Source organism: Rathayibacter sp. PhB152 (assembly GCF_003751395.1).
Classification (GTDB): domain Bacteria; phylum Actinomycetota; class Actinomycetes; order Actinomycetales; family Microbacteriaceae; genus Rathayibacter; species Rathayibacter festucae.
In genome coordinates this window covers 564,558-587,982 of record NZ_RJUT01000002.1, presented here as the reverse complement: position 1 = coordinate 587,982, position 23,425 = coordinate 564,558, and the positions used below count along the sequence as shown (strand labels likewise).

The following is a 23,425-nucleotide window of genomic DNA, read 5'->3' as shown; positions in this document are numbered from 1 at the left end:
CCTTCCTGTTTCGCTCCCAGGCTAGTGGCTCCGCCCCTCCCCTGCTGGGCGCCCGGCCGTTCCCCGCGGAGCCCCGACGGGGCGCGGATAGACTCGACCGCATGTCAGCGCAGCCCGTGAAACGCGTGAGAACCCGCCACTTCCAGACCGCGAAGGACTCGGGGGTGCGGATCACCGGGCTCACCAGCTACGACGTGCTCACGGCCCGCATCTTCGACCAGGCGGGCATCGACTTCCTGCTCGTGGGCGACTCGGCCGGCAACACCGTGCTCGGCTACGACACGACCCTGCCGGTCACCGTGGACGAGCTGATCCCGCTGGCCCGCGCCGTCGCGGGCGCCGTCGAGCGCGCGTTCGTCGTCGCCGACCTGCCCTTCGGCTCCTACGAGTCGGGCGCGGACGACGCGCTGCACACCGCCTTCCGCTTCATGAAGGAGACGCACGCCCACGCCGTGAAGCTCGAGGGCGGCGTCCGCTCCGCGGAGCAGATCCGGCGGATCGTCGAGGCCGGCATCCCGGTGATGGCGCACATCGGCTTCACCCCGCAGAGCGAGCACGGCCTCGGCGGACACATGATCCAGGGCCGCGGCGAGGGGATCGAGCAGCTGCTCGCCGACGCTCGCGCGGTGCAGGAGGCGGGAGCGTTCGCCGTCGTCCTCGAGATGGTGCCGAGCGAGGCCGCCCGCCGGGTCACCGAGGAGCTCAGCATCCCGACGATCGGCGTCGGTGCCGGCCCGCACGTGGACGGTCAGCTGCTCGTGTGGACCGACTTCGCCGGGCTGACCACCGGCCGAGTGCCGCGCTTCGTCAAGCAGTACGCCGACCTGCGCGGTGTCCTCACCGGCGCGGTGACCGCGTTCCGCGAGGACGTCGAGGCCGGTGCGTACCCCGGAGCCGAGCACAGCTACGAGTAGCGGGGCGGGACCCGGATCAGCGCGGGATCAGCGGTCCTCCGCGTCCTCCTCGTCCCAGCGGCGGGTGTTCTCGCGCATCTTCGCGAGAGCGTGGGACGCCTCCTCGCGGGACGAGTAGGGGCCCGCGCGATCGACGGACGGGGACTGGAAGCCCTGCTCCACCGCGCCGGACTTGAGGTTGTACCACCAGGAGTTCGCATCACCGTCAGACATGCCGCGATCCTACGCCGGGGCCGGTCGCCGGTCGCTCCCCCTCGCGCCTCGCTAGCATGGCCGGTATGACTGCTGCTGCGACCGCGATCGGAATCGACATCGGAGGGACCGGCATCAAGGGGGCGTACGTCGACCTCGGCGAGGGTGCCCTCCTCAGCGACCGGATGAAGGTCGCCACCCCCGAGGGCGGACGCCCGAAGGACATCGTCGCCACGGTGCAGCAGATCCTGGGCATGCTCCCGGACGCACCGGCCGACACCCCGGTGGGGATCTGCTTCCCGGCCGCCGTGGTGCACGGGCGCACCATGTCCGCCGCGAACGTCTCGGACGAGTGGATCGGCCTCGAGGCCGAGAAGATGTTCGAGGACGCCATCGGCCGCGACATCTTCTTCGTGAACGACGCCGACGCCGCCGGGTACGCCGAGTCGCGCTTCGGCGCGGCGAAGGACAAGAAGGGCCTGGTCCTGATGACCACGCTCGGCACCGGCATCGGCACCGCGCAGATCTACGACGGCGTCCTCATCCCCAACGCCGAGCTCGGCCACCTCGAGATCCACGGCGGCGACTACGAGAAGAAGGCGTCCTTCGCCGCGAAGGAGCGGGACGACCTGGACTACAAGCACTGGGCCAAGCGCCTGCAGCGCTACTACTCCCACCTCGAGGCGCTCCTCTGGCCGGACCTGATCATCGTCGGCGGCGGCATCTCCAAGCACCACGAGGAGTTCCTGCCCCTGCTCGACCTGCGCACCCCGATCGTCCCGGCCGCCCTGCGCAACAACGCGGGCATCCTCGGCGCCGCGGCCCTGGCGGGCGGCGGCGTGCGCCGCTGAGCCCATTCCGCGGCGGTCCCCGCCCGCCGCGGCGCGGTCGGCCTCGACATGTGGCCGCGTTCCGCAGAGCGTCTCGCCTCCGGCTACGACGAAACGCTGGCACGCGTTTCGCCGGTGAGCCTCGCTGCGCGAGAGCGGTCTGCAGCGCCCGCGTCCCTGTCGCCCGCCCCCTCCATGCTGGTCGAGTAGCCGCGCAGCGGCGTATCGAGACCCACGTCACCGAACGGCGTCCCCGAGCCCGCGTCCAGCAGGGGCGGCTCTCGATACGCCCTCTGCGAGCGCTACTCGATCAGCATGCGCGCGAGGACGGCGCTCTTCAGGAGCATGCGGAAGCAGGGCCGAGGCGAGCCGGAGAAACGCGTGCCAGCGTTTCTCCGGAGCCGAATGCGAGACGCTCCGCGAAACGCGACCACGCACCCAGACCGACCGCGGCGCGGCGGGCAGGGACCGCCGCGCAAAGGGGCGCAGCCGGCCACGAGACGCGAAAGGCCCCGCTGTGCGGGGCCTTTCGTGGCGAAGGGGTCGGCTATTACGCCGGGTTCTGTTCACGCCGCGCCTCTCGGCGGGCGCTGGACGGCCATCTCTCTCGGGGGCACGTCGCCGTGACCCTCCAGCGGTCTACCCGAGGACCCGACGAGCAGCCGCATCGTCCTCTGTCTGACCTTGCTCCGGGCGAGGTTTACCGAGCGGACCGGATCACTCCGGCCCCTGGTGGTCTCTTACACCACCGTTTCACCCTTACCGCGGGCCGGGGCCCACGGCGGTCTGTTCTCTGTGGCACTGTCTCGCGGGTCGCCCCGGGTGGGTGTTACCCACCGCCCTGCTCTGCGGAGCCCGGACGTTCCTCGGCGCCGGGGCTCTCACCCCGGCGACGCGACCGTCTTGCCGGCCCGTTCGCGGATCCAGTGTACGGGCCGGGTCAGGCGAGCGTCGACTCGTCGCCGCGGACCAGGATGCAGCCGCTGTCGGGGCAGAGCACGACCTGGTCGGGCGCGGTGGTGCGGATCCAGGCGAGGTCGGACTCGGTGAGAGCGACACCGCTCCCCTCCGACACCTTGCCGCGCAGGAGCGCAGCGCCGACGCCGTAGCGGGCGCGCTGCTTCTCGTAGAGCTCCACCAGGTCCGCCGGGATCTTCTCGACGAGCGAGGCGCGGTCGCGGGCGAGCGCCTCCTGCTTGCCGGCGAGCTTCTCGGCCTGGGCGTCGCGCTCCTCGGCGAGCGTCGCGATGCCGGCGACGACCTCGTCGCGCTCGGCCTGGGCGGCGGCGACCTCGGCCTCGATGCCCTCGATCCGCTCCATCAGCGTCAGCTCGATGTCCTCGAGGTCGCCGCGGCGCTTGACCAGCGAGGTGATCTCTCCCTCGAGTGCGGCGATGTCCTTCGCGGACGACGCGGTCTGCAGGCGGTCGCGGTCGCGGGCGAGGCGCTTGTCGACGACCTCGACGTCGGACTCGATGCGGCCGAGCTCGGTGCGGGCGTCCTCCAGCCGGCCGTTGCGCTCCGCGAGGGTGCGGCGGGTCTCGTTGTCGCGGGTCTGCATCGCCTTGATCGCCGCGATCTGCGGCAGGGTGGCGACGGCGTGACGGAGCTGGTTGCCCCTCGTGTCGAGACTCTGCAGAGTCAGGAGCTCTCGCTGGTCGGCGGGGCTGGCAATCACGTCGCGGTCCTCGTTCCCGGCACGGAGGGTGGGCGTGCCGGCTCCATTCTCGCGCGCTCGCGGAGCGTCAGTGGACGATGGCGAAATCCCAGGGGTCGGTGCGGGTCTCGCTGACGTCGACGACGACCCCCGGCAGCGCGGTGCGCAGGGCCTCGGCGGCGACGTCGAGCCAGAGCCACTCGCTCGCCCAATGCGAGACGTCGAGGAGCGCCGGTCCGGTGCCGTGGCGGGCCTTCTCGCGCGCCTCCGACGCCGGGTGGTGCCGGAGGTCGGCCGTGATGTAGACGTCGCTCGTGCGGACCGCAGGGCTGTCGAGGAGGGAGTCGCCGGCTCCGCCGCAGAGCGAGACCCGACGGATGGGCGCCTCGTAGTCGCCGGCGGCACGGACTCCCCCGGCGGTCGCGGGCAGCAGCTCGGCGACGGCGCGGGCCAGGCGGCCGAGCGTGACCTCCTTGGCGAGGTCGCCGACGCGGCCGAGGCCGACCGACGGGTCCTCGCCGGGGACCAGCGGCGTCGTGCCGGTGAGCCCGAGTCGCGTCGCGATCACGTCGGAGACGCCGTCCGCCACGATGTCCGCGTTGGTGTGCGCGGAGACGAGCGCGCAGCCGTGCCGGATGAGCTCGGCGAGCAGGCGGCCCTTGTAGCCGTCCTCCGCGATCGAGGTGACCCCGCGGAGCAGGAGCGGGTGGTGGGCCAAGAGGAGCTGGTAGCCGCCGCCCACGGCCTCGGAGACGGTGTCGGCGACGACGTCGACCGTGAGGAGGATCCGCTCGACCTGCGCGGCCGGATCACCGGTGACGAGACCGGGAGCGTCCCAGTCCTCCGCGGCCCCCTCGGGCCAGAGACGGTCGATGACGGCGTGGACGTCGCGCAGCGTGGGCATGCGTCCAGGGTAGGGCCGCCGCTCCCCCGCCGGAGTGCGCCTCAGTGCCCGTCCCAGTGCGCGTGGTCGGTCTCGACGGCGCGGATGGCGGCGTCGGACGAGCCGACCTCGTCGTCCAGGTCCGCGGCGAGGAAGTCCTCCGACTCGGGGAGACGCACGGTGAGGCCGGCGTACTGCTCGACCGCCAGCTCGCCGCTCAGCCCGGACGCCGCGAGGACGTGGCCGCCGGCGGTGCCGCTCGCGTCGACGAAGTGGGTGTGCAGCCCGGCGACGCTGATGCCCTGGAACGGCTTCGGGCCGTAGAAGCCGACGATCGTGCCCTCGACGTCGCTCAGGTGCACCTCGCGCTGGTCGCGCATCGCATCGGCGAGGCGGAGGTACGGCTTCACCTGGGCGATCGGCTGCCGCAGCGTCAGGTGCTCGACGCGGCCTCGGAGACGGACGCCGACGAACACGTTCGGGCTCGGCACGGTGCGCCGCACCGCCGTCAGCAGGGCGTCGAGCGACGGCACCGCCTCGACCGTCTCCGTGCTGTCCGGAGTGAACCGCGCCAGCTCGGCGAAGGCGATCGTGTCCTCCGGCTCGAGGACGACGACCGAGCCGTCGCCGCGGAAGAGCCGGTGGACGCCGTCGAGCACGACCAGCTCGCCCTCCATGTGGTCGCCGCAGCCCAGCCCGAAGTCGCCGGCCTCGTCGGCCTCGGCCCGCGTGACGACGCCGTCGAACAGACCGGCCAGCAGCGCGTCGACGATCGAGAACTGGGTGATGAGGCCGCGCGGCGCGGTCGGAGTCGGCATCCCGCCATTCTGGCGGAGCACTCAGCTCTCCAGCGCCAGCCGATACCGCTCCCGCGCCATGCGGTCAGCCGTCTCCGCCGCACGCCCGAGCCGCGCGTGCCGGTCCGGATCGAACGCGAGGAAGTGGAAGGCCGCGGGCACCGGTGTCAGCCCGCGCAGCCGCTTGAAGCGGTGCGCGCTCTTGCCGAGCCACACGTGCTCCACCCCGGCCCCGATCGCGAACTCGGCGGGATCGAGGTAGCCGAGCGTCGCGTAGAGACGGTCCGGGACTCCCCGGGACGGACGCGCCCAGCGCAGGACGTGCATCGTCGTGTCGTCGAGGATCGCCATCGCGAACCCGACCGGCCGCTCCTCGCCGTCGACCGCGACCCTCAGCCGCGCGCCCGGGAGTGCTGAGAAGGAACCGAAAGCGTCGTCGGTGAACTCGGCTCCGTGGTGCCCGTGGTCGGCCATGAACTCCCGGTGCAGCCGCGGGGCGAACGCCTCGTCGCCCGGCTGCCAGTCCCGGATCGTGCAGCGCGTCCGGGCGAAGTGGTTCCGGTCACTTGCGAACTGCTTGCGGGCCGTGCGGGGCAGGGCGGCGAGGAGGCCGTCGAGGTCGGCGTGCCCGCCGGTGTCGAGGCGCCAGTCGGCGTCGGAGAACACCGCTCGGAATCCGAGGTCGGCCAGCAGGCTTCCTCTGTCCCCGTCGTCGAGGTCCACCCAGGGCACGACGACCCCGTCGAGCCCCCACGTCCGGCACTCCCGGCCGACCCGCTCGAGGAGGGGGGCGAGAGCCGTCGGGCAGCCGTAGAGGGTGTGCCGGAGGCGCACCGGCGTACCCACGATCAGCCAGCGCTCCCCGGTCGCCGCGCGTGGGACACCGAGCAGGCGCGGGAGATCGAAGCTCAGCGGGATCCGCTCGCCCGAGTACTCGAACCCGACCACGGCGACGCTCTCGTCCTCGGACCACCAGGAGCGGAGGTGCACGTCGCCGGCGAGCGAGTCGCGGAGGAACGCGAGCGTCGGGGACCGGCGCATCGGGTCGTCGGCCAGGGCGTCGAGGAGATCGGCGGGCACGCGGACGACGCTCGACGCACCGTGGCGCCTGATCGAGTGGTGAGACATCCCAGGGATGGTAGGCACCGACTCGGAGGTCTCGTGCACTGGCGCAGGATGATCGGTCGCCCGGTACTGCGCCCCGGGAAACGACAGAAGCCCCGCGCTTCCGGAGAAGTGCGGGGCTCTCTGCCTTGCGGTGGATCCGAGGGGATTCGAACCCCTGACCCCCTGCATGCCATGCAGGTGCGCTACCAGCTGCGCCACGGACCCTTGGTGCGCTTCTCGGACTCGAGGTGCAGACCCTGCGGGCCGCTCCTCCGCCCGGCGGAAGCAACTCGAATAAACTACAACACGAAGCGCGTGGAGTGAAATCGAGCGGCGACGCCGGGCGTGTTCCTCAGTTCGAGGTGGCCGCGGAGTCGGCGGGAACGGCGTTCGCCACCGTGATCGGGACGACCGGGCAGTCCTTCCAGAGGCGCTCCAGGGAGTAGTACATCCGGTCCTCCTCGTGGAAGACGTGGACGACGAGGTCGCCGAAGTCGAGCAGGATCCAGCGGCCCTCGGCGCGGCCCTCGCGGCGCAGGAGCTTGGCGCCGGACTCGTTGAGGCGGTCCTCCACCTCGTTGGCGATGGCGACGACGTTGCGCTCGGAGCGCCCCGTCACCAGGAAGAAGATGTCGACGAGCGGCAGCGGACCCGAGACGTCCAGCGCGACGAGGTCCTCCCCGCCCTTGGAGTCGGCGGCGGTGGCCGCGAGGTCGAGCAGGGCGCGGGCGGAAGCGGTCGCAGTCATGAAGCCTTCAGTGTCGGTGGTGGATCAGAAGATGTTGAGGACGAAGCCGCCGATGAACAGCGCGATCGAGGCGACCAGCAGCACGGCGGCGGTGATGGCCAGCACGACGGGGACGCTGACGGCGCGGCGCTTCTGCGGGGCGATCATCGCGGTGCCCGCGGCGTGGGTGGAGACGGCGCTCGACGCCCGGACGGGCTCCGAGTCCGAGGCGGGCTGCTCGCGGTCGATGCGGTCGACGTAGCGGTCGACATCGGGCGAGTCGTAGAGGTTGGGGTGCTGACCGGTGGAGCCGAGGCTCCGCGGCAGGTCGAAGGAGCCCGTGACGAGCACCTCGCCCGTGTCGGTGCGGACGGGCGACGCGTCACCCGCGGTCGGCAGGATCAGGGCGTTCGTCGTGGTGACGGCGCCCGTCGCGGCGACTCCGCTCGCGATGAGGGAGTCGAAGGAGGCGTCGACCTCCTCCTTGGACTTGCTGTCGAGCTCGTCGGTGATAGCGAGGTGCTCGATCGGCGGGTGGAAGCTGCCGGTGATCTCGGTCGCCTTCTCGTCCGCGATGTCGAGCGTGCCGACGGTGGCGAAGAGGGCGGTGTTGAGCTTGGGCTGCTCGGGCTCGTCGACCGGCTGCTCGGGCTCGTCGGCCGACTGCTCGGGCTCCTCGACGACGACGACGGCGTCGGCCGGCTCCGGAGCGGACTCCTCCGCGGCGGCCGCGGGCTCCGCGTCGGCGGGCGCGGCCTCGGGGGTCGCGGCGACCTGCTCGGCCTGCTGCTGGGCGAGCAGCGCGCGGAGCTCCCGGCGGGTGAGCGTGCTGCGGTCGACGCCCTCGGGCAGCACGACCTCGATCGCGGAGGTGCTCAGCTCGGGCTCGGCGGCGGGGGTGGGCGCGACGACGGGGACGCGCAGGGCCTGGGTCGCGGTGAGGACGGGCATCTCGCCAGCGGCGGTGACGGACGCGGTCGCGGCGCGGCGGGAGGTCGTCGGTGCGGCGGCGGGCGCGGCGCCGGCCGCGGCTCGCTCGCGCTCGCGGATCTCGCGCCGGGTGAGCGGCGCGCCCTCGTGCTGAACTGTCATGGCGTGCTCCGATACAGGTGGTGCTTCGAGATGTACTGGACGACACCGTCGGGAACCAGATACCAGACCGGATCACCCCGGTTCACGCGGCTCCGACAGTCCGTCGAGGAAATCGCTAGCGCCGGAATTTCCAACAAGGATACGTCCTGAGCCGGCAATCCCGAAACGGACAGCGCGTGACCCGGCCGGCTGACGGCGACGAAGTGCGCCAGCTCCCAGAGCTCGTCGTAGTCCTTCCAGCTCAGGATCTGCTCGACGGCGTCGGCTCCCGTGATGAAGAACAGCTCGGCGTCGGGGTGCGCGAGGTGGATGTCGCGGAGCGTGTCGATCGTGTACGTCGTGCCGATGCGGTCGATGTCGACGCGGCTGACGGTGAAGCGCGGGTTGGACGCGGTCGCGATGACCGTCATCAGATAGCGGTGCTCCGGCGGCGTGACCGTCTTCTTGTGCCACGGCCGGCCGGTCGGCACGAAGACGACCTCGTCGAGGTCGAAGGACTGCGCCACCTCGGAGGCGGCGACGAGGTGCCCGTGGTGGATCGGGTCGAAGGTGCCACCCATCACACCGATGCGCGGACGCCGCGGGTCTCCGCTCGCGGCGGACGTCACGATCGCAGGGCCGCCGGACTAGTGGCCGTGGCCGTGGGAGTCGTGCGAGCCGGCACCGGTCTTGTGCGAGTGGCGGTTGGCGACGTCGCGGTAGCTCCACGTGACGAAGCCGAGCGCGGTGAAGGCGACGACGGCGATCAGCCCGTAGACGATGGTCGGCATCGGCAGCTCGGTGTGCGCTGCTTCAGCGAGGACGGTCGTCACGAGGGACATGCGGTGCTCCTTGGAATCGGGATCGCCCACTCAGGGCGTCGACGAGTCTACCCGGACACCGCCGCGAGCCGGGTGCGGTGCTAGGAGCGGACCTGACCGGACCCGCGCAGCAGCCACTTCGTGCTCGTCAGCTCGGGAAGTCCCATCGGTCCCCGGGCGTGCAGCTTCTGCGTCGAGATGCCGACCTCGGCGCCGAAGCCGAACTCGCCGCCGTCGGTGAAGCGGGTGGACGCGTTCACCATCACCACCGCGGAGTCGACCTCGGCGAGGAAGCGCTCGGCGTTGCGCAGGTCGTTCGTGACGATCGACTCGGTGTGGTGGGTGGAGTAGCGGGCGATGTGGTCCATCGCCGCGTCGAGGTCGTCGACGACGGCGACCGCGATGTCGAGCGAGTAGTACTCGGCCGTCCAGTCCTCCTCGGTGGCGGGCACCGCATCGGCGACGATCGCGCGGACCCGCTCGTCGCCGTGCACGGTCACGCCGGCGGCGGCGAGGCGGCCGAGGACCGGCGGCAGGAGCCGCTCGGCGGCGTCGCGGTGCACGAGCAGCGTCTCGAGCGCGTTGCAGGTGCTCGGGCGCTGGGTCTTGGCGTTGTGCACGATGTCGACGGCCCACTGCTCGTCGGCGCTGGCGTCGAGGAAGACGTGCACCACTCCGGCGCCCGTCTCGATCACCGGCACGGTCGACTCGGTCACGACCGACTCGATGAGGCCGGCGCTGCCGCGGGGCACGAGCACGTCGACGTAGCCGCGGGCGCGCATCAGAGCCTTGGCGCCCTCGCGGCCGAAGTCGTCGACCGTCTGGATCAGCTCAGCGGGCAGGCCGACGGAGGCGACCGCCTCCTGCAGCAGCTCGACGAGGACGCGGTTGGTGTTCTCGGCCGCGCTGCCGCCGCGGAGGATCACGGCGTTGCCGCTCTTGAGCGCGAGGGCGGCGATGTCGATCGTGACGTTGGGGCGTGCCTCGTAGATGGCGCCGACGACGCCGAAGGGGACGCGCACCTGGGTGAGCGAGGCGCCGTTGGGCAGGTTCGAGCCGCGGACCGTCTGGCCGACCGGGTCGACGAGACCGGCGACCGCGACCACGGCGTCCGCGAGGGAGCCGAGGCGCGCCTCGTCGAGGCGGAGGCGGTCCTGCAGGCCGGCGGTCATGCCGCTCTCCCGGCCGTTCGCGAGGTCGAGCTCGTTGGCCGGGACGATCCGCTCGACGGATCCGCGGACGGCGTCGGCGATCGCGAGGAGGGCGCGGTTCTTCAGGTCGGTCGTCGCGCTGCGCAGCGACCGGGAGGCCGTGCGGGACGCGGCGAACCGCTCGGTCAGGACGGAGCTGTCGAGGGTCGTCTGCGGCATCCGGCCAGTGTATTCGCCGACCGCCCCTCGCTGGGGGCAGTGCCGAGGAGTCAGACCTCCTCGGCGTCGCCCACCAGGTCGTCCTCGTCCGAGACGCGCCAGACGCCGCCCTGGCGCTCGCGGTCGAGCTCGGCACGGGCGGCCGCCTTGGCGTCCATGCGCTCGAGGTAGTTGTCGCGGCGCTCGGCGCGGGTCTTGCGGTTGTTCTCCTCGAGGCGGAGGTCGGTGCCGCGCGGTGCGGTGATCAGCTCCGCCGTCGAGGTCAGCGTGGGCTCCCAGTCGAAGACGACGCCGTCGCCCGGGCCGATGACCACGGTCGAGCCGGCGACGGCCCCGGCCGAGAAGAGGCCGTTCTCGACGCCGAGCTTCGCGAGGCGGTCGGCGAGGAAGCCGACGGCCTCGTCGTTGGTGAAGTCGGTCTGCGCGACCCAGCGCTGCGGCTTGGTGCCGAGCACGCGGTAGACGTTGCCGTAGGAGCCGCCCTCGACGCGGATCTCGTAGTCCTTCTCGTCGACGGCGCGCGGGCGGATGGTGATCCGCTCGACCTTGGGCTCGGCCGCGAGGGCGAGACGGTGCTGCTCGACGATCTCGCCGAGGGCGAAGGTCAGCTGGCGCAGTCCCGAGTGGGAGACGGTCGAGATCTCGAAGACGCGGTAGCCGCGGGCCTCGAGGTCGGCGCGGACGAAGTCGGCGAGCTCCTGGGCCTCCGGCACGTCGACCTTGTTCAGGGCGATCAGCTGCGGGCGCTCGAGGAGCGGCACCTGGCCGTCGCCGACCGGGTACGCGGCCAGCTCGCCGAGGATGATGTCGAGGTCGGTGAGCGGGTCGCGGCCCGGCTCGAGCGTGGCGCAGTCGAGCACGTGCACGAGAGCGGTGCAGCGCTCGACGTGGCGGAGGAACTCCAGGCCCAGGCCCTTGCCCTCGCTCGCGCCCTCGATCAGTCCCGGGACGTCGGCGACGGTGTAGCGCGACTCCCCCGCCTGGACGACGCCGAGGTTGGGCGCGAGGGTGGTGAACGGGTAGTCCGCGATCTTCGGCTTCGCCGCCGAGATGGCCGCGACGAGGCTGGACTTGCCGGCCGAGGGGAAGCCCACGAGCGCGACGTCGGCGACGGTCTTCAGCTCGAGGACGACGTCGCCCTCCCAGCCGGGAGTGCCGAGCAGCGCGAAGCCGGGGGCCTTGCGCTTGGTGGTGGCGAGCGAGGCGTTGCCGAGGCCGCCCTGGCCGCCGGGGGCGATGACGAAGCGCAAGCCCGGCTCGTCCATGTCGAGCAGCTCCTCGCCCGTGGGCGACTTGACGACGGTCCCGACCGGGACCATCAGCTCGAGGAGGTCGCCGTTGCCACCGGCGCGGTGGTCGCCCATCCCGGGGCCGCCGTTGGCCGAGGAGCGGTGCGGGTGCCGGTGGAAGGCGAGCAGCGTGGTGGTCTGCGCGTCGGCGACGAGGACGATGTCGCCGCCGTGACCGCCGTTGCCGCCGTCGGGGCCGGCCAGCGGCTTGAACTTCTCGCGGCGGACGGAGACGCAGCCGTTGCCGCCGTGCCCGGCGCGCAGGTGCAGCGTGACGTTGTCGACGAAGGTGACCATGGTGTGTTCCGTCCGATGGGGAGGTGGCGGCGTCGGAGTGTCCGACGCCGGGTGCCGAGGTGCGCGGCGCTCACGAGCACGTGGCTCGCGGTGAGGGTGCCGCAGCAACGCGCAAGGGGCGAGCCGAAGCCCGCCCCTTGCGTCCTGTGCCTGCTCGGCCGAGGAGAGCTGCCTAAGCGGCGGCCACCACGATGTTGACGACCTTGCGGCCGCCCTTGTGGCCGAACTCGACCGCACCGGCCGAGAGGGCGAACAGGGTGTCGTCGCCGCCACGACCGACGTTGACGCCGGGGTGGAAGTGGGTGCCGCGCTGGCGGACGATGATCTCGCCCGCGCTGACGACCTGACCGCCGAAGCGCTTCACGCCGAGACGCTGCGCGTTCGAGTCGCGACCGTTGCGGGTGGAGCTTGCGCCCTTCTTGTGTGCCATTTCTCATCTCCTCGAGACCGGGGGGCCGCAGCCCCGTGCTGATGCTCTGCGGAGCGATGGCTCCCGCCGCAGATCAGCGAAGTGTGGGTGTTACTTGATGCCCGTGACCTTGACGCGCGTGAGGTCCTGACGGTGCCCCTGGCGCTTCTTGTACCCGGTCTTGTTCTTGAACTTCTGGATGATGATCTTCGGACCGCGGAGCTCCTCGAGCACCTCGGCCGTGACCGACACCTTCTCGAGCGCCGCGGCGTCCGAGGTGATGGAGTCCCCGTCGACGAGGAGCACGGCAGCCAGCTGCACGGTGCCGTTCTCGTCGGCCTTGATGCGGTCCATCGTCACGATGGTGCCGACCTCGACCTTCTCCTGCCGGCCACCGGCGCGCACAACTGCGTAAACCACTTCTCGTACCTGTTTTCTCATCTGGACGGCGCGTGAGCGCTGTCCGGGGCTTGTAAGGACGGGGTCGGACCCCGGTCTTCCCGGTCGTACCCGTCTCTCGTACGAGACGAGGGGACCGGCACCGCGGCTCGCACCCCGTGAGGGGCCGAGCGGCAACGGAAATCTGCGTGAGCACATGGATCGCGCCACACCAACGGTCAAGAGTACGGGATCCGTGCTCCCCGGTCAAACGCGCACCGCCCCGGAGGGGGTGCCGCTCGACCGACGACCCCGTCACGATAGTGCAGGCCGTGCCGCGGATCGGGCAGGCGCGCCGCCTACGATCGACGGATGGCGATCCTCCTCGACGCGGCGCGCTGGCCCGCCCACGACACGCTCTGGGCCCACCTCGTCAGCGACTCCTCCCTGGAGGAGCTGCACGCCTTCGCGCGCCTCGTCGGGCTGCCGGAGCGCGGCTTCGACCTCGATCACTACGACGTGCCCGCCGCGCGTCGCGAGGAGCTGCTCGCGGCGGGCGCCGTGCCCGTGGGCAGCCGGGAGCTGGTCGAGCGGCTCCGCGACAGCGGCCTGCGCGTGAAGGGCCGGGACCGGGACGCGGAGAGGGCCCGGCGCCGGCTCTCGCCGGGCACCGGGCCCCACTGATCGTCGCCGGTTGCGCTACTGCGCGCGGCGCGGCGTCTGCTCGGGCACGACCGCGATCCCGGTGAGCGCCGCCGTGGTGACGCGACGGCTCTTGGCGCGGCCCTGGCCGGGCTGCTTGGGTGCGGGCAGCGCGTCCAGGACGGAGTCGAGCAGGTGCTCGGCGACCGCGCTCGGCACCCGGCGCTCGGTCACGACCGGCGCGGGCGGGATCGGGATGTCGAGGATCGGGACCACCGGAGCCTGAGCCGCAGGAGCCTCGGCCGCGACGGGCTGAGCCGCGGGCTCCTGCGCTGCGGGCTCCTGGGCCGTCTCGCGGGCGGCGGGAGCGGACTCCTGCTGCTCGCCGGACTCCGGCGTCTCCTGGCGCGGCTCGCGGTCGCGGCCCCGGCGACGGCGCTCGCCCCGGGCGGGACGCTCGCGGCGGCCGGACGACTCGCCCTGACGCTCCGCGGACTGCTCGCCCGACTGCTCGGCGGACGGATCGGTCGGCTGCTCGGCCTGCTGCGTCTCCGCGGTGGTCGTGGCCTCGTCGACGAGGGCGACGGCCTCCTCCGCGGCGTGCCGGACGGCGGCCGGGTGGATCGTGCTCGCGGCGATCTGCGCGAGCGCGTTCTTGGCGTCGTCGGTGATCGCGTGCGTGCTGACCGGCTTCGAGCCGCTCCCGTTCTGGCCGCCGGCGCCGTTCTGCGTCGACCGGCCGTTCGAGGGCTGCTCGTTCGCAGGCTTGCCGCCGCGGCGGCGCTCCTGCTGCGGAGCGGCGGTCGAGCGGTGCTTGACCACCGGGTCGTGCTGGACGATGACGCCGCGGCCCGCGCAGACCTCGCAGTTCTCGCTGAAGGTCTCGAGGAGGCCGAGGCCGAGCTTCTTGCGGGTCATCTGCACGAGGCCGAGCGAGGTGACCTCGGCGACCTGGTGCTTGGTCCGGTCGCGGCTCAGGCACTCGACCAGGCGCCGGAGCACGAGGTCGCGGTTGGACTCGAGCACCATGTCGATGAAGTCGACGACGATGATGCCGCCGATGTCGCGCAGCCGGAGCTGGCGGACGATCTCCTCGGCGGCCTCGAGGTTGTTCTTGGTGACCGTCTCCTCGAGGTTGCCGCCGGAGCCGACGAACTTGCCGGTGTTCACGTCGACGACCGTCATGGCCTCGGTGCGGTCGATCACGAGCGAGCCGCCGCTGGGCAGCCAGACCTTGCGCTCGAGGGCCTTCTCGATCTGCTCGGTGATGCGGAACTCGTCGAACGCGTCCTGCTCGCCGGAGTAGACCTGGACCCGCTCGAGCAGGTCGGGGGCGACCTGGCTGAGGTAGAGCTCGATGGTCTCGCGGGCGTCGTCGCCGGCGATCACCATCTTCTCGAAGTCCTCGTTGAAGACGTCGCGGACGATCTTGATCAGCAGGTCGGGCTCGCTGTGCAGCAGCGCCGGCGCCTGGCCGGTCGCGGCCTTGGTGCTGAGCGCGGTCCACTGCGCGGTGAGGCGCTCGACGTCGACCGTCAGCTGCTCCTCCGTGGCGCCCTCGGCGGCGGTGCGGACGATGACGCCCACGTTCTCGGGGAGGACCTCCTTGAGGATCTTCTTGAGGCGCGCGCGCTCCGTGTCCGGGAGCTTGCGCGAGATGCCGTTCATCGAGCCGTTGGGCACGTAGACGAGGTAGCGGCCGGGGAGCGAGATCTGGCTGGTGAGGCGGGCACCCTTGTGGCCGACCGGGTCCTTGGTGACCTGGACGAGCACGCGGTCGCCGGGCTTGAGCGCGAGCTCGATGCGGCGGGGGCCGCCGGCGTTGTTCGCGGCGTCCCAGTCGACCTCGCCGGAGTAGAGCACGGCGTTGCGGCCGCGCCCGATGTCGACGAAGGCCGCCTCCATGCTGGGCAGGACGTTCTGCACGCGACCGAGGTAGACGTTGCCGATCAGCGACGCCTCCTGCGAGCGGGCGACGTAGTGCTCGGCGAGGACGCCGTCCTCGAGCACGCCGATGCGGATGCTGTCCTCCTTGGAGCGGACGACCATGACGCGGTCGACGGCCTCGCGGCGGGCGAGGAACTCGGACTCGGTGACGACCGTGCGGCGGCGGCCGGCGTCGCGGCCGTCGCGGCGGCGCTGCTTCTTGGCCTCCAGGCGGGTCGAGCCCTTGATGCGCTGCGGCTCGGTGATGAGCTCCGGCTCGCGGGGCTCGCGCTGCTCGCGCGGCTGACGGACCCGGACGACGGTGTTCTCGGGGTCGTCGGAGCCGCCGCGGTCGCTCTCGCCGCTGCGGCGACGCGAGCGGCGGCGGACGGAGCCCTGCTCCTCCTCCGGCTCGTCGCGCTCCTCGCGGACGCCGAGCGGGGCGCCTCGGGGCGGCAGCGGGGTCAGCTGGACGTAGTCGGGCAGGATCGGCGCCTGGAAGAGCAGCGACGTGCTCGGCAGCGGCGGGCGGCGGGGAGCGGACTCCTCCGTCGCGGACTGCTCGGCGGCGGCCGGCGACTCCGGGCCGGCGGTGAAGAAGGCGGCACCGGTCGAGGCCGGCCCTTCCGTCTCGCCGGGCTCGGCGCTCGCGTCCGGCGCGGTGGTCTGCTCGGTGTCCTGGGCTGCCGTGTCCGGGGCGGCGGTGTGCGACCCGTTCTGCTCGGCGTCGTTCGTGTCGATGATCGTTTCCCCTGTCGCTGATGCGCTCGATCCGGCCCGTCGGTTCGTCCGACGGCCACCGAAGAGGCGACTGATCTTCCTGGCCCCGCTGCGGGGCTCGTCGCGGTCCGGTTCGGATCCGCCCGTGCTGTTGTCTTCCACCATTCCTGGTGCACTCCTCGGCCGGGTCGTGCGCCGCGCCGTCGACCCGGATGCTGTTCTCGAGCGACGGGCCTCGGCCCGCCGCGAATCCTTCCGCTCCCCCGGTCCCGTCGCTCACGTGGCGCAGGACTCCGGTTGCAGCTTCTCCTCGGAACTGACTATCCGACACGTGGAGATGCGTCGCGCTCATTCGCGGAACGCTGTCGATCTCCTGTGGCCCGGTGCTCGCCCGGTAAACCTTCTTCGCGTCGGTGCGGGATCTTCCGGGCCGACGGCTCCGATTATCGCACGCATTCCCAGAGCCGCCGATTCGCCGCGTGCCATAATCCCCCGGTGTCCAGCGATCCCGAGGTGCCGAGCGCCCCCACCCAGCAGCGTCCGGTCCTCTTCGCGGTGCTCCTGATCGTTCTCGGCGTGGTCGGCTGGATCGCCGCGTTCACGCTGACGCTCGACAAGTTCACGTCGCTCAGCGGATCGTCGGAGGCCCTCGGCTGCGACTTCAGCCTGCTCGTGCAGTGCAGCGCCAACCTCAAGTCGGCGCAGGGCGCGATCTTCGGCTTTCCGAATCCGCTGATCGGCGTCGCCGCATGGATCGCCCCGATCGTCGTCGGTGCCGGGCTGCTCGCGGGAGCGCGCTTCGACCGCTGGTTCTGGGCGCTGTTCAATCTCGGCTTCGTCTTCGCGCTCGCCTTCGTCGGCTGGCTGATCGCGACGAGCATCTTCGCCCTCGGGACGCTCTGCCCCTGGTGCATGCTCACCTGGGCCGTCGTCATCCCCGGCTTCTGGCTGGTGACCCTCCGCAACCTCCGCGAGGGCGTCTTCCCGGTTCCCGCCGCGGTCCGCCGCTTCGCCGGCGCCGCGTACGGCTGGGTGCCGTTCATCACGATCGTCTGCTACCTGGTGATCGCCGTGATCGCCCAGGTGCGCCTGGACGTGCTGTCCTACCTCTGACGCTGACGGGCTGACGGCCGGCGCCGCCCCCGGGAGGTGGAGGATCTCGATACGCCCGCTCCGCGGGCTACTCGATCAGCATGCTTGCCGGCCATCGCGCTGATTTCTGCATGCGCGGGGCGCCCGAAGCCGGACGCGGCACGCCACATGCTGGCCGGCGTCCGCGAGATGCGGCGCGCCACATGCTGGTCGAGTAGCCGCGCAGCGGCGTATCGAGACCCACCATCGTCAGGACGGGAGCCTGCAGACCCATCTGCTGATCCCGGTGGATCTCGCTACGCCCGCTCCGAGGGCTACTCGATCAGCATGGACCGCCTCGGAGGCGCATCCGGGAAAGCGCGTGTCAGCGCTTTCCCGTCGCCGAACGCGCGACGCTCTGCGGAACGCGCCCGCCTACGAGAGCCGACCGCGGCGTCGCGGATTACCGCGGCGCAAGACGGCACCGCGGCGGTTCGCTACGCGAACCAGAGCGCGAGCTCGCGCTCCGCGGATTCAGCGGAGTCGGAGCCGTGCACCAGGTTCTGCTGGACCTTGAGGCCCCAGTCGCGGCCGAGGTCGCCGCGGATGGTGCCGGGAGCGGCGGTGGTGGGGTCGGTCGTGCCGGCGAGGGAGCGGAAGCCCTCGATGACGCGGTCGCCGGCGATGCGGAGGGCGACGATGGGGCCGCTCTCCATGAACTCGACGAGGGGCTCGTAGAACGGCTTGCCCTCGTGCTCGGCGTAGTGGGCGGCGAGCAGCTCGCGGTCGGCCTCGACGAGCTTGATGTCGACGAGCGAGTAGCCCTTCGCCTCGATGCGGCGGAGGATCTCGCCGGTGAGGTTGCGGGCGACGCCGTCGGGCTTGACGAGGACGAGGGTCTCCTGGATGGCCATGGTTCAGCGGTCTCCTTAGGTGGGGGTGGGGTCGGTGGGCCCGTCCGCCGCGCGGCGGTCCTGGGTGTCGAGCTTGGTGCCGGTGACCATGCAGTACGTCCACAGCGCGACGAACGCCGCGCCGATGACGAACATGATCGGCACCAGGACACCGGTGGCCACGATAACGAACTGGAGGACCCAGCCGATCCGGAAGCCGACCGGCCGGTTGAGCAGGCCGAGCGTCGCGACGAGGGCGAGGCAGACGACCGCTCCCCCGACCAGGACGATCACCGGGTCGGCGGCCTTCAGCCCGAAGGCGACGAGCGTGGCGAGGAAGACGATGACGGCCTCGAAGCCGAGGACGATCGAGCCGAGGCTCTCGCGGACCGTCCGATTCCGGCGCGGGCGGCCGGCCCTCACGCGCCGAGCCAGTTCTCGTCGCGCGCGACCGTCATCGTCCGTCCGACGAGGGTGATCGATCCGGTCACGAGCAGGGCGCCCTTGTCCGTGCGGGCGGCGAGGAGGCGGCCGGCGGTGAGCGCGCCGTCCGGATCCTCGGCGACGCGGACCGACTCCGCGGGGAACACGGTGCGGGCCAGCTCGGCGAGCTCCTCGGCCGGGACTCCGCGCTCGCTCGGGGCGGTCGTGACGATGAGCTCGTCGACGACCGGCCGGAGCGCGCGCAGGATGCCCTCCGCGTCCTTCTCGGCGAGGACGCCGAGGACCGCGGTGACGCGGTCGAAGTCGAAGTAGCGCTCGATCGCGGCGGCGAGGGAGGCCGCGCCGTGCGGGTTGTGCGCCGCATCGACGACCGTGCGCGGCGACTGGCCGACGATCTGGAGGCGGCCGGGCGAGGTCGCCGCGGCGAAGCCCTCGTCGAGGACGTTCCCGGTCAGCTCCTGCGTGCCGCCGCCGAGGAACGTCTCGACCGCGGCGATCGCGACCGCCGCGTTCTCGGCCTGGTGGTCGCCGAAGAACGGCAGCAGAAGCTGCTCGTAGCCGGTGACGAGACCGCGGACGGAGACGAGCTGGCCGCCTACGGCGACCGTGGTCGACTCGACGTCGAAGTCGGCGCCCTCGAACACGATCGTCGACTCGGTCAGCTCGGCCGCCTGTCGCAGCACCGCCTCCGCCTCCGGGGTCTGCTTCGCCGACACCACGGCGGCCGCGGGCTTCACGATGCCGGACTTGGTGCGGGCGATCTCCTCGATCGTCGCTCCGAGCTGCCGGGTGTGGTCGAGCGCGATCGGCGTGAAGACCGCGACCTGCGCGTCCGCGACGTTCGTAGAGTCCCACTCGCCGCCCATGCCGACCTCGATGACCGCGACGTCGACCGGAGCGTCCGCGAAGGCCGCGTAGGCCAGCACGGTGAGAGCCTCGAAGAACGAGAGCGTGCTCTCGCCCCGGCCGACGAGCTCGGCGTCGGTCATGGTGAGGTAGGGCTCGACGTCGATCCAGTTCGTGGCGAGGCCGAGGTCGGAGATCGGCTCGCCGTCGATGACGATGCGCTCGTTGAAGCGCTCGAGGTGCGGGCTGGTGAAGAGGCCGACCCGCAGCCCGTGGGCGCGGAGCAGGCTCTCGATCATCCGGCTGGTCGAGGTCTTGCCGTTGGTGCCGGCGACCTGGATGACGGGGTAGGCCTGCTGCGGGTCGCCCATGTAGTCGACAGCCCGCCGCGTCGGTGCGAGCCGCGGACGGGGGCTCGCCTCGCCGAGCCGCTTCAGCAGTTTCGCGTAGACGGCGTCGGCCGCCTCACGCGCGAGCCGGGCGTCCTCCTCGGAGTAGCGGTCCTTGTCAGACATCGGAGGCCTCCACCTTCTCGACGCGGATGATGGCGGTGCCGGCGGGCCCGAAGGCGATCGCACCCTCGCCGCCCTCCAGCGCAGTGGTGAGCGCGGCGAACCCGAAGCCGGTCGCGAGGGTCTCCTCGGCGATCCAGAGGGCGTGCGGCTCGAGGGCCGCCATGCTCATCTCGTCGAGGACGATCTCGAGCTCGATGCGGTCGCTGACCTCGAAGCCGGCGGCCTTGCGGGCGTCCTGCACGGCGCGGATCAGGTCGCGGGCCAGGCCCTCGGCCTCCAGCTCCGGCGTGGTCGCGGTGTCGAGCAGCACGAAGCCGCCGCGGGGCAGCAGCGCGATCGCGCGGTCGTCGGCTCCCGAGCCGCCCACCTCGAGGGTCAGGTCGTACTCGCCCTCGACCAGCTCGACGCCGCCGGCGGTGACGACGCCGTCGGTCTCGCTCCAGTCGCCGGCCTTCGCGGCCTTGATGACGGTCTGCACGCCCTTGCCGAGGCGCGGACCGGCGGCCCGCGCGTTGACGGAGAGGCGCGAGGTGACGCCGTAGTCGGCCGCGCTGGACTCGACGAGCGGGACCAGCGACACCTCCTTGACGTTCAGCTCGTCGCGCAGGATCGCCTCGAACGGCGCGAGCTCGGCGGCGTCGTCGACGACCACGGTGAGCCGCGCGAGCGGCAGGCGGACCCGCAGGCCGGCCTGCTTGCGCAGGGACAGCGCCGTCGACGAGATGCCGCGGACGGCGTCCATCGCGTGCACGAGCGTCTGGTCGACCGGGAACTCGGCGGCGTCGGGCCAGTCGGCCAGGTGCACGCTCCGCCCGCCGGTCAGGCCCTGCCAGATCTCCTCGGTCATCAGCGGGAGCAGCGGCGCGGCGACCCGGCAGACCGTCTCGAGCACGGTGAAGAGCGTGTCGAACGCCTCCGTGCCGCGGCCCTCGGCGTCGACGCCCTGCCAGAAGCGGTCGCGCGAGCGGCGGACGTACCAGTTGGTCAGCACGTCGGCGAAGTCGCGCAGTGCGGCCGCCGCGAGGGTCGAGTCGAGCGCCTCGAGGTGGCCGGTGACGGTCTCGATGAGATCGTGCGTCTTGGCCAGCAGGTAGCGGTCGAGAACGTCCCCGGAGTCGGTGCGGCGGGTCGCGCTGTAGCCCTCGCCCGCGGCGTCGACGGACGCGTTGGCGTAGAGCGAGAAGAAGTACCAGGTGTTCCAGAGCGGCAGCAGCACCTGGCGCACGCCCTCGCGGATCCCCTCCTCGGTGACGACGAGGTTGCCGCCGCGCAGCACCGGGCTCGACATCAGGAACCAGCGCATCGCGTCGGAGCCGTCGCGGTCGAAGACCTCGGCGACGTCCGGGTAGTTGCGCAGCGACTTGGACATCTTCTGCCCGTCGTTGCCGAGGACGATGCCGTGGCTGACGACGTTGCGGAAGGCCGGCCGGTCGAAGAGCGCGGTCGAGAGCACGTGCAGCGTGTAGAACCAGCCGCGGGTCTGCCCGATGTACTCGACGATGAAGTCGGCGGGGTTGTGCGAGTCGAACCAGTCGGAGTTCTCGAACGGGTAGTGCACCTGCGCGAACGGCATCGAGCCGGAGTCGAACCAGACGTCGAGCACGTCGCTGATGCGGCGCATCGTCGAGCGGCCGGTCGGGTCGTCGGGGTTCGGGCGGGTGAGCTCGTCGATGTACGGACGGTGCAGGTCCTCCGGGCGCACGCCGAAGTCGCGCTCGAGCTCGTCGAGCGAGCCGTAGACGTCGATGCGCGGGTAGTCGGGGTCGTCGCTCTTCCACACCGGGATCGGCGAGCCGAAGTAGCGGTTGCGGCTGATCGACCAGTCGCGCGCGCCGGAGAGCCACTTGCCGAACTGGCCGTCCTTGACGTTCTCGGGGACCCAGGTGATCTCCTGGTTGAGCTCCTCCATCCGGTCGCGGATCGCGGTGACGCGGACGAACCAGCTGGAGACGGCCTTGTAGATAAGAGGGTTGCGGCAGCGCCAGCAGTGCGGGTAGCTGTGCTCGTAGCTGGCCTGGCGGAGCAGGCGGTGCTGCGCCTTGAGGAGCTGCGTCAGCGGCTTGTTGGCCTCGAAGACCTGCAGGCCGGCGACCTCGCTGATCTGCGGCAGGAAGCGACCGCCGTCGTCGACGGAGATGATGACGGGGATCCCCGCCGCCTCGCAGACCCTTTGGTCGTCCTCGCCGTAGGCGGGCGCCTGGTGCACGATGCCGGTGCCCTCGCTGGTGGTCACGTAGTCCGCGACGAGGATGCGCCAGGCGTTCTGCGTGCCCCACTGCTCGGTGTCGGCGTAGTGGTCCCAGAGGCGGTCGTAGCTGATGCCCTCGAGCTCGCTGCCGCGGTGCGTGCGCGAGACCGCGGCCAGCGCCGACTCCGCGTCCTCGTAGCCGAGGTCCTTGGCGTAGGCGCCGACCTGGTCGATGGCGAGGAGGTACTCGGCCGAGAGCTCGCGCTCCTCCGGCTCGCCCTTGCCGTCGGCGGCGCCGTTCGGGCCGGCCGCCAGCACGGCGTACTCGATGTCGGGGCCGACGGCGAGCGCGGCGTTGGTGGGCAGGGTCCACGGGGTCGTCGTCCAGGCGAGGGCGCGGACGGCGGTGAGGTTCAGCGCCTCGGCCGTCTCGCCGACGAGGGGGAAGGTGACCGTGACCGTCTGGTCCTGGCGCATCTTGTAGACGTCGTCGTCCATCCGCAGCTCGTGGTTCGAGAGCGGCGTCTGGTCGCGCCAGCAGTAGGGCAGCACGCGGTGGCCCTCGTAGGCGAGGCCCTTGTCGTAGAGCCGCTTGAAGGCCCAGATCACGGACTCCATGAAGGTGGGGTCGAGGGTCTTGTAGTCGTTGTCGAAATCGACCCAGCGCGCCTGGCGGGTGACGTAGTCCTGCCACTCCCCCGTGTAGCGCAGCACCGACTCCTTGGCGGCGGCGTTGAACGCGGCGACGCCCATCTCCTCGATCTGCGACTTGTCGGTGATGCCGAGCTGCCGCTCCGCCTCGAGCTCGGCGGGGAGGCCGTGGGTGTCCCAGCCGAAGCGGCGGTGCACCTGCTTGCCGCGCATCGTCTGGAAGCGGGGGAAGACGTCCTTGGCGTAGCCGGTCAGCAGGTGCCCGTAGTGCGGCAGGCCGTTGGCGAAGGGCGGGCCGTCGTAGAACACCCACTCCTGGGCGCCCTCGCGGGAGCGGATCGACTCCTGGAAGGTGTCGTCGGCCTTCCAGTAGGCGAGGACCTTCTCCTCGATCTGCGGGAACCGCGGCGACGCGGGGACGCCGCGGCCGAAGGCGGAGCCGGTGCTCGCGGGGACGCCGGTGCTCGGATCGTCTCCGGCGCTCTCGGCGTCGCGGGGGGTGGGCGGGGTCAGGGGGTAGGTCACGTGCGGTCTCCTGGCAGTGCTGCTGGTCTGCACGAGGACGGCCCGCCCGGATCTCAGACCCCGGGCCGGGTCGCGGTACCACCTCGCTTGAACCGCCCAGGACCGGCCCTCACGGGCTGTCCCTGGTCGCTCCCACTCGATCGGCTGTCACGGGCCGTACCCGTCCGGGTCTACTGGGCCGCGGCCGGGGCCGGGCTGTTCTTCCGGAGACTCACCGGTGATGGCCGGGTCGAAGTCGTCCAGCCGTTATCCTAGCGCGTCG

22 protein-coding genes, 1 tRNA gene and 1 other RNA gene are annotated in these 23,425 nt (G+C 71.8%); 4 read left to right on the top strand and 20 right to left on the bottom strand.

The genetic code is table 11. From position 1 onward, the window contains the following. Positions 1-101: 101 nt before the first annotated feature. Positions 102-914 (top strand): 3-methyl-2-oxobutanoate hydroxymethyltransferase, encoded by an 813-nt coding sequence (gene panB, locus EDF36_RS06180; protein WP_123703541.1) that lies wholly within the window; start codon positions 102-104, stop codon positions 912-914. A 27-nt stretch (positions 915-941) separates the two neighbouring features. Here panB and EDF36_RS06175 read toward each other — a convergent pair whose 3' ends face one another. Continuing rightward, positions 942-1,127, bottom strand: coding sequence for an SPOR domain-containing protein (locus EDF36_RS06175; RefSeq protein WP_123732285.1), 186 nt, complete (start codon positions 1,125-1,127; stop codon positions 942-944). Between the two features lie 65 nt (positions 1,128-1,192). Between EDF36_RS06175 and ppgK the strand changes: the two genes are divergently transcribed. Then, positions 1,193-1,957, top strand: coding sequence for a polyphosphate--glucose phosphotransferase (gene ppgK, locus EDF36_RS06170; RefSeq protein WP_123703533.1), 765 nt, complete (start codon positions 1,193-1,195; stop codon positions 1,955-1,957). Positions 1,958-2,471: 514 nt separating this feature from the next. Here ppgK and rnpB read toward each other — a convergent pair. The 14 genes from rnpB to rplU form a co-directional block, all read right to left on the bottom strand. Next, an RNA gene (gene rnpB, locus EDF36_RS06165) (RNase P RNA component class A) lies at positions 2,472-2,850 on the bottom strand. A gap of 26 nt (positions 2,851-2,876) precedes the next feature. After that, on the bottom strand, positions 2,877-3,614 hold the full coding sequence (locus EDF36_RS06160; protein ID WP_123445833.1) for a zinc ribbon domain-containing protein: 738 nt from the start codon (positions 3,612-3,614) through the stop codon (positions 2,877-2,879). Positions 3,615-3,681: 67 nt separating this feature from the next. Beyond that, a complete protein-coding gene (locus EDF36_RS06155; protein ID WP_123732284.1) occupies positions 3,682-4,497 on the bottom strand; it encodes a Nif3-like dinuclear metal center hexameric protein in 816 nt (271 codons plus the stop codon). A 41-nt stretch (positions 4,498-4,538) separates the two neighbouring features. Beyond that, on the bottom strand, positions 4,539-5,294 hold the full coding sequence (locus EDF36_RS06150) for an acetolactate decarboxylase (protein ID WP_148059981.1): 756 nt from the start codon (positions 5,292-5,294) through the stop codon (positions 4,539-4,541). 21 nt (positions 5,295-5,315) lie between these two features. Then, positions 5,316-6,401 (bottom strand): peptidogalycan biosysnthesis protein, encoded by a 1,086-nt coding sequence (locus EDF36_RS06145; RefSeq protein ID WP_123732282.1) that lies wholly within the window; start codon positions 6,399-6,401, stop codon positions 5,316-5,318. A gap of 131 nt (positions 6,402-6,532) precedes the next feature. After that, positions 6,533-6,605: transfer RNA gene (locus EDF36_RS06140), tRNA-Ala, on the bottom strand. 127 nt (positions 6,606-6,732) lie between these two features. After that, entirely contained in the window at positions 6,733-7,128 is a 396-nt protein-coding gene (gene rsfS / locus EDF36_RS06135; protein WP_123732281.1) for a ribosome silencing factor, read from the bottom strand. Positions 7,129-7,152: 24 nt separating this feature from the next. Further along, positions 7,153-8,199: a hypothetical protein gene (locus tag EDF36_RS06130; RefSeq protein ID WP_123732280.1), complete on the bottom strand. Its 1,047-nt coding sequence runs from the start codon at positions 8,197-8,199 to the stop codon at positions 7,153-7,155. Beyond that, positions 8,196-8,807, bottom strand: coding sequence for a nicotinate-nucleotide adenylyltransferase (nadD, locus tag EDF36_RS06125; protein ID WP_123732279.1), 612 nt, complete (start codon positions 8,805-8,807; stop codon positions 8,196-8,198). The genes EDF36_RS06130 and nadD overlap by 4 nt, the downstream gene beginning before the upstream one ends. A gap of 18 nt (positions 8,808-8,825) precedes the next feature. Next, positions 8,826-9,020, bottom strand: a complete 195-nt coding sequence (locus EDF36_RS06120; RefSeq protein ID WP_123445826.1) for a hypothetical protein — start codon at positions 9,018-9,020, stop codon at positions 8,826-8,828. Positions 9,021-9,100: 80 nt separating this feature from the next. Then, a complete protein-coding gene (locus EDF36_RS06115; protein WP_123732278.1) occupies positions 9,101-10,369 on the bottom strand; it encodes a glutamate-5-semialdehyde dehydrogenase in 1,269 nt (422 codons plus the stop codon). Between the two features lie 50 nt (positions 10,370-10,419). Next, the gene (gene obgE / locus EDF36_RS06110; protein ID WP_123703517.1) at positions 10,420-11,955 is read right to left on the bottom strand and encodes a GTPase ObgE; all 1,536 of its coding nucleotides are present in this window, start codon (positions 11,953-11,955) and stop codon (positions 10,420-10,422) included. Between the two features lie 172 nt (positions 11,956-12,127). Further along, on the bottom strand, positions 12,128-12,385 hold the full coding sequence (rpmA, locus tag EDF36_RS06105; protein WP_123732277.1) for a 50S ribosomal protein L27: 258 nt from the start codon (positions 12,383-12,385) through the stop codon (positions 12,128-12,130). 90 nt (positions 12,386-12,475) lie between these two features. Continuing rightward, a complete protein-coding gene (gene rplU, locus EDF36_RS06100) occupies positions 12,476-12,784 on the bottom strand; it encodes a 50S ribosomal protein L21 (RefSeq protein WP_123445822.1) in 309 nt (102 codons plus the stop codon). Between the two features lie 330 nt (positions 12,785-13,114). Here rplU and EDF36_RS06095 point away from each other — a divergent pair, with 330 nt between their 5' ends. Then, on the top strand, positions 13,115-13,426 hold the full coding sequence (locus EDF36_RS06095) for a DUF4031 domain-containing protein (RefSeq protein ID WP_123732276.1): 312 nt from the start codon (positions 13,115-13,117) through the stop codon (positions 13,424-13,426). A 15-nt stretch (positions 13,427-13,441) separates the two neighbouring features. On the opposite strand, the gene EDF36_RS06090 is transcribed toward EDF36_RS06095, so the two are convergent. Continuing rightward, positions 13,442-16,195 (bottom strand): Rne/Rng family ribonuclease, encoded by a 2,754-nt coding sequence (locus tag EDF36_RS06090; RefSeq protein WP_123732275.1) that lies wholly within the window; start codon positions 16,193-16,195, stop codon positions 13,442-13,444. A gap of 330 nt (positions 16,196-16,525) precedes the next feature. Between EDF36_RS06090 and EDF36_RS06085 the strand changes: the two genes are divergently transcribed. Then, the gene (locus EDF36_RS06085; protein ID WP_260300540.1) at positions 16,526-17,143 is read left to right on the top strand and encodes a vitamin K epoxide reductase family protein; all 618 of its coding nucleotides are present in this window, start codon (positions 16,526-16,528) and stop codon (positions 17,141-17,143) included. 455 nt (positions 17,144-17,598) lie between these two features. Here the strand turns inward: EDF36_RS06085 and ndk are convergent, their stop codons facing one another. Genes ndk through ileS form a run of 4 tightly spaced genes read right to left on the bottom strand, consistent with a single transcriptional unit; the run spans position 17,599 to position 23,151 of the window. Then, positions 17,599-18,015 carry a nucleoside-diphosphate kinase gene (ndk, locus tag EDF36_RS06080; protein ID WP_123732274.1) on the bottom strand — a complete coding sequence of 139 codons (417 nt, stop codon included), beginning with the start codon at positions 18,013-18,015 and terminating at the stop codon, positions 17,599-17,601. A gap of 15 nt (positions 18,016-18,030) precedes the next feature. Beyond that, a complete protein-coding gene (locus tag EDF36_RS06075) occupies positions 18,031-18,417 on the bottom strand; it encodes a DUF4233 domain-containing protein (RefSeq protein ID WP_243839916.1) in 387 nt (128 codons plus the stop codon). Continuing rightward, entirely contained in the window at positions 18,414-19,799 is a 1,386-nt protein-coding gene (locus EDF36_RS06070; protein WP_123732273.1) for a folylpolyglutamate synthase/dihydrofolate synthase family protein, read from the bottom strand. Before EDF36_RS06070 ends, EDF36_RS06075 begins: the two co-directional genes overlap by 4 nt. Next, positions 19,792-23,151 carry an isoleucine--tRNA ligase gene (gene ileS / locus EDF36_RS06065; protein ID WP_123732439.1) on the bottom strand — a complete coding sequence of 1,120 codons (3,360 nt, stop codon included), beginning with the start codon at positions 23,149-23,151 and terminating at the stop codon, positions 19,792-19,794. Before ileS ends, EDF36_RS06070 begins: the two co-directional genes overlap by 8 nt. Between the last annotated feature and the right edge of the window lie 274 nt (positions 23,152-23,425).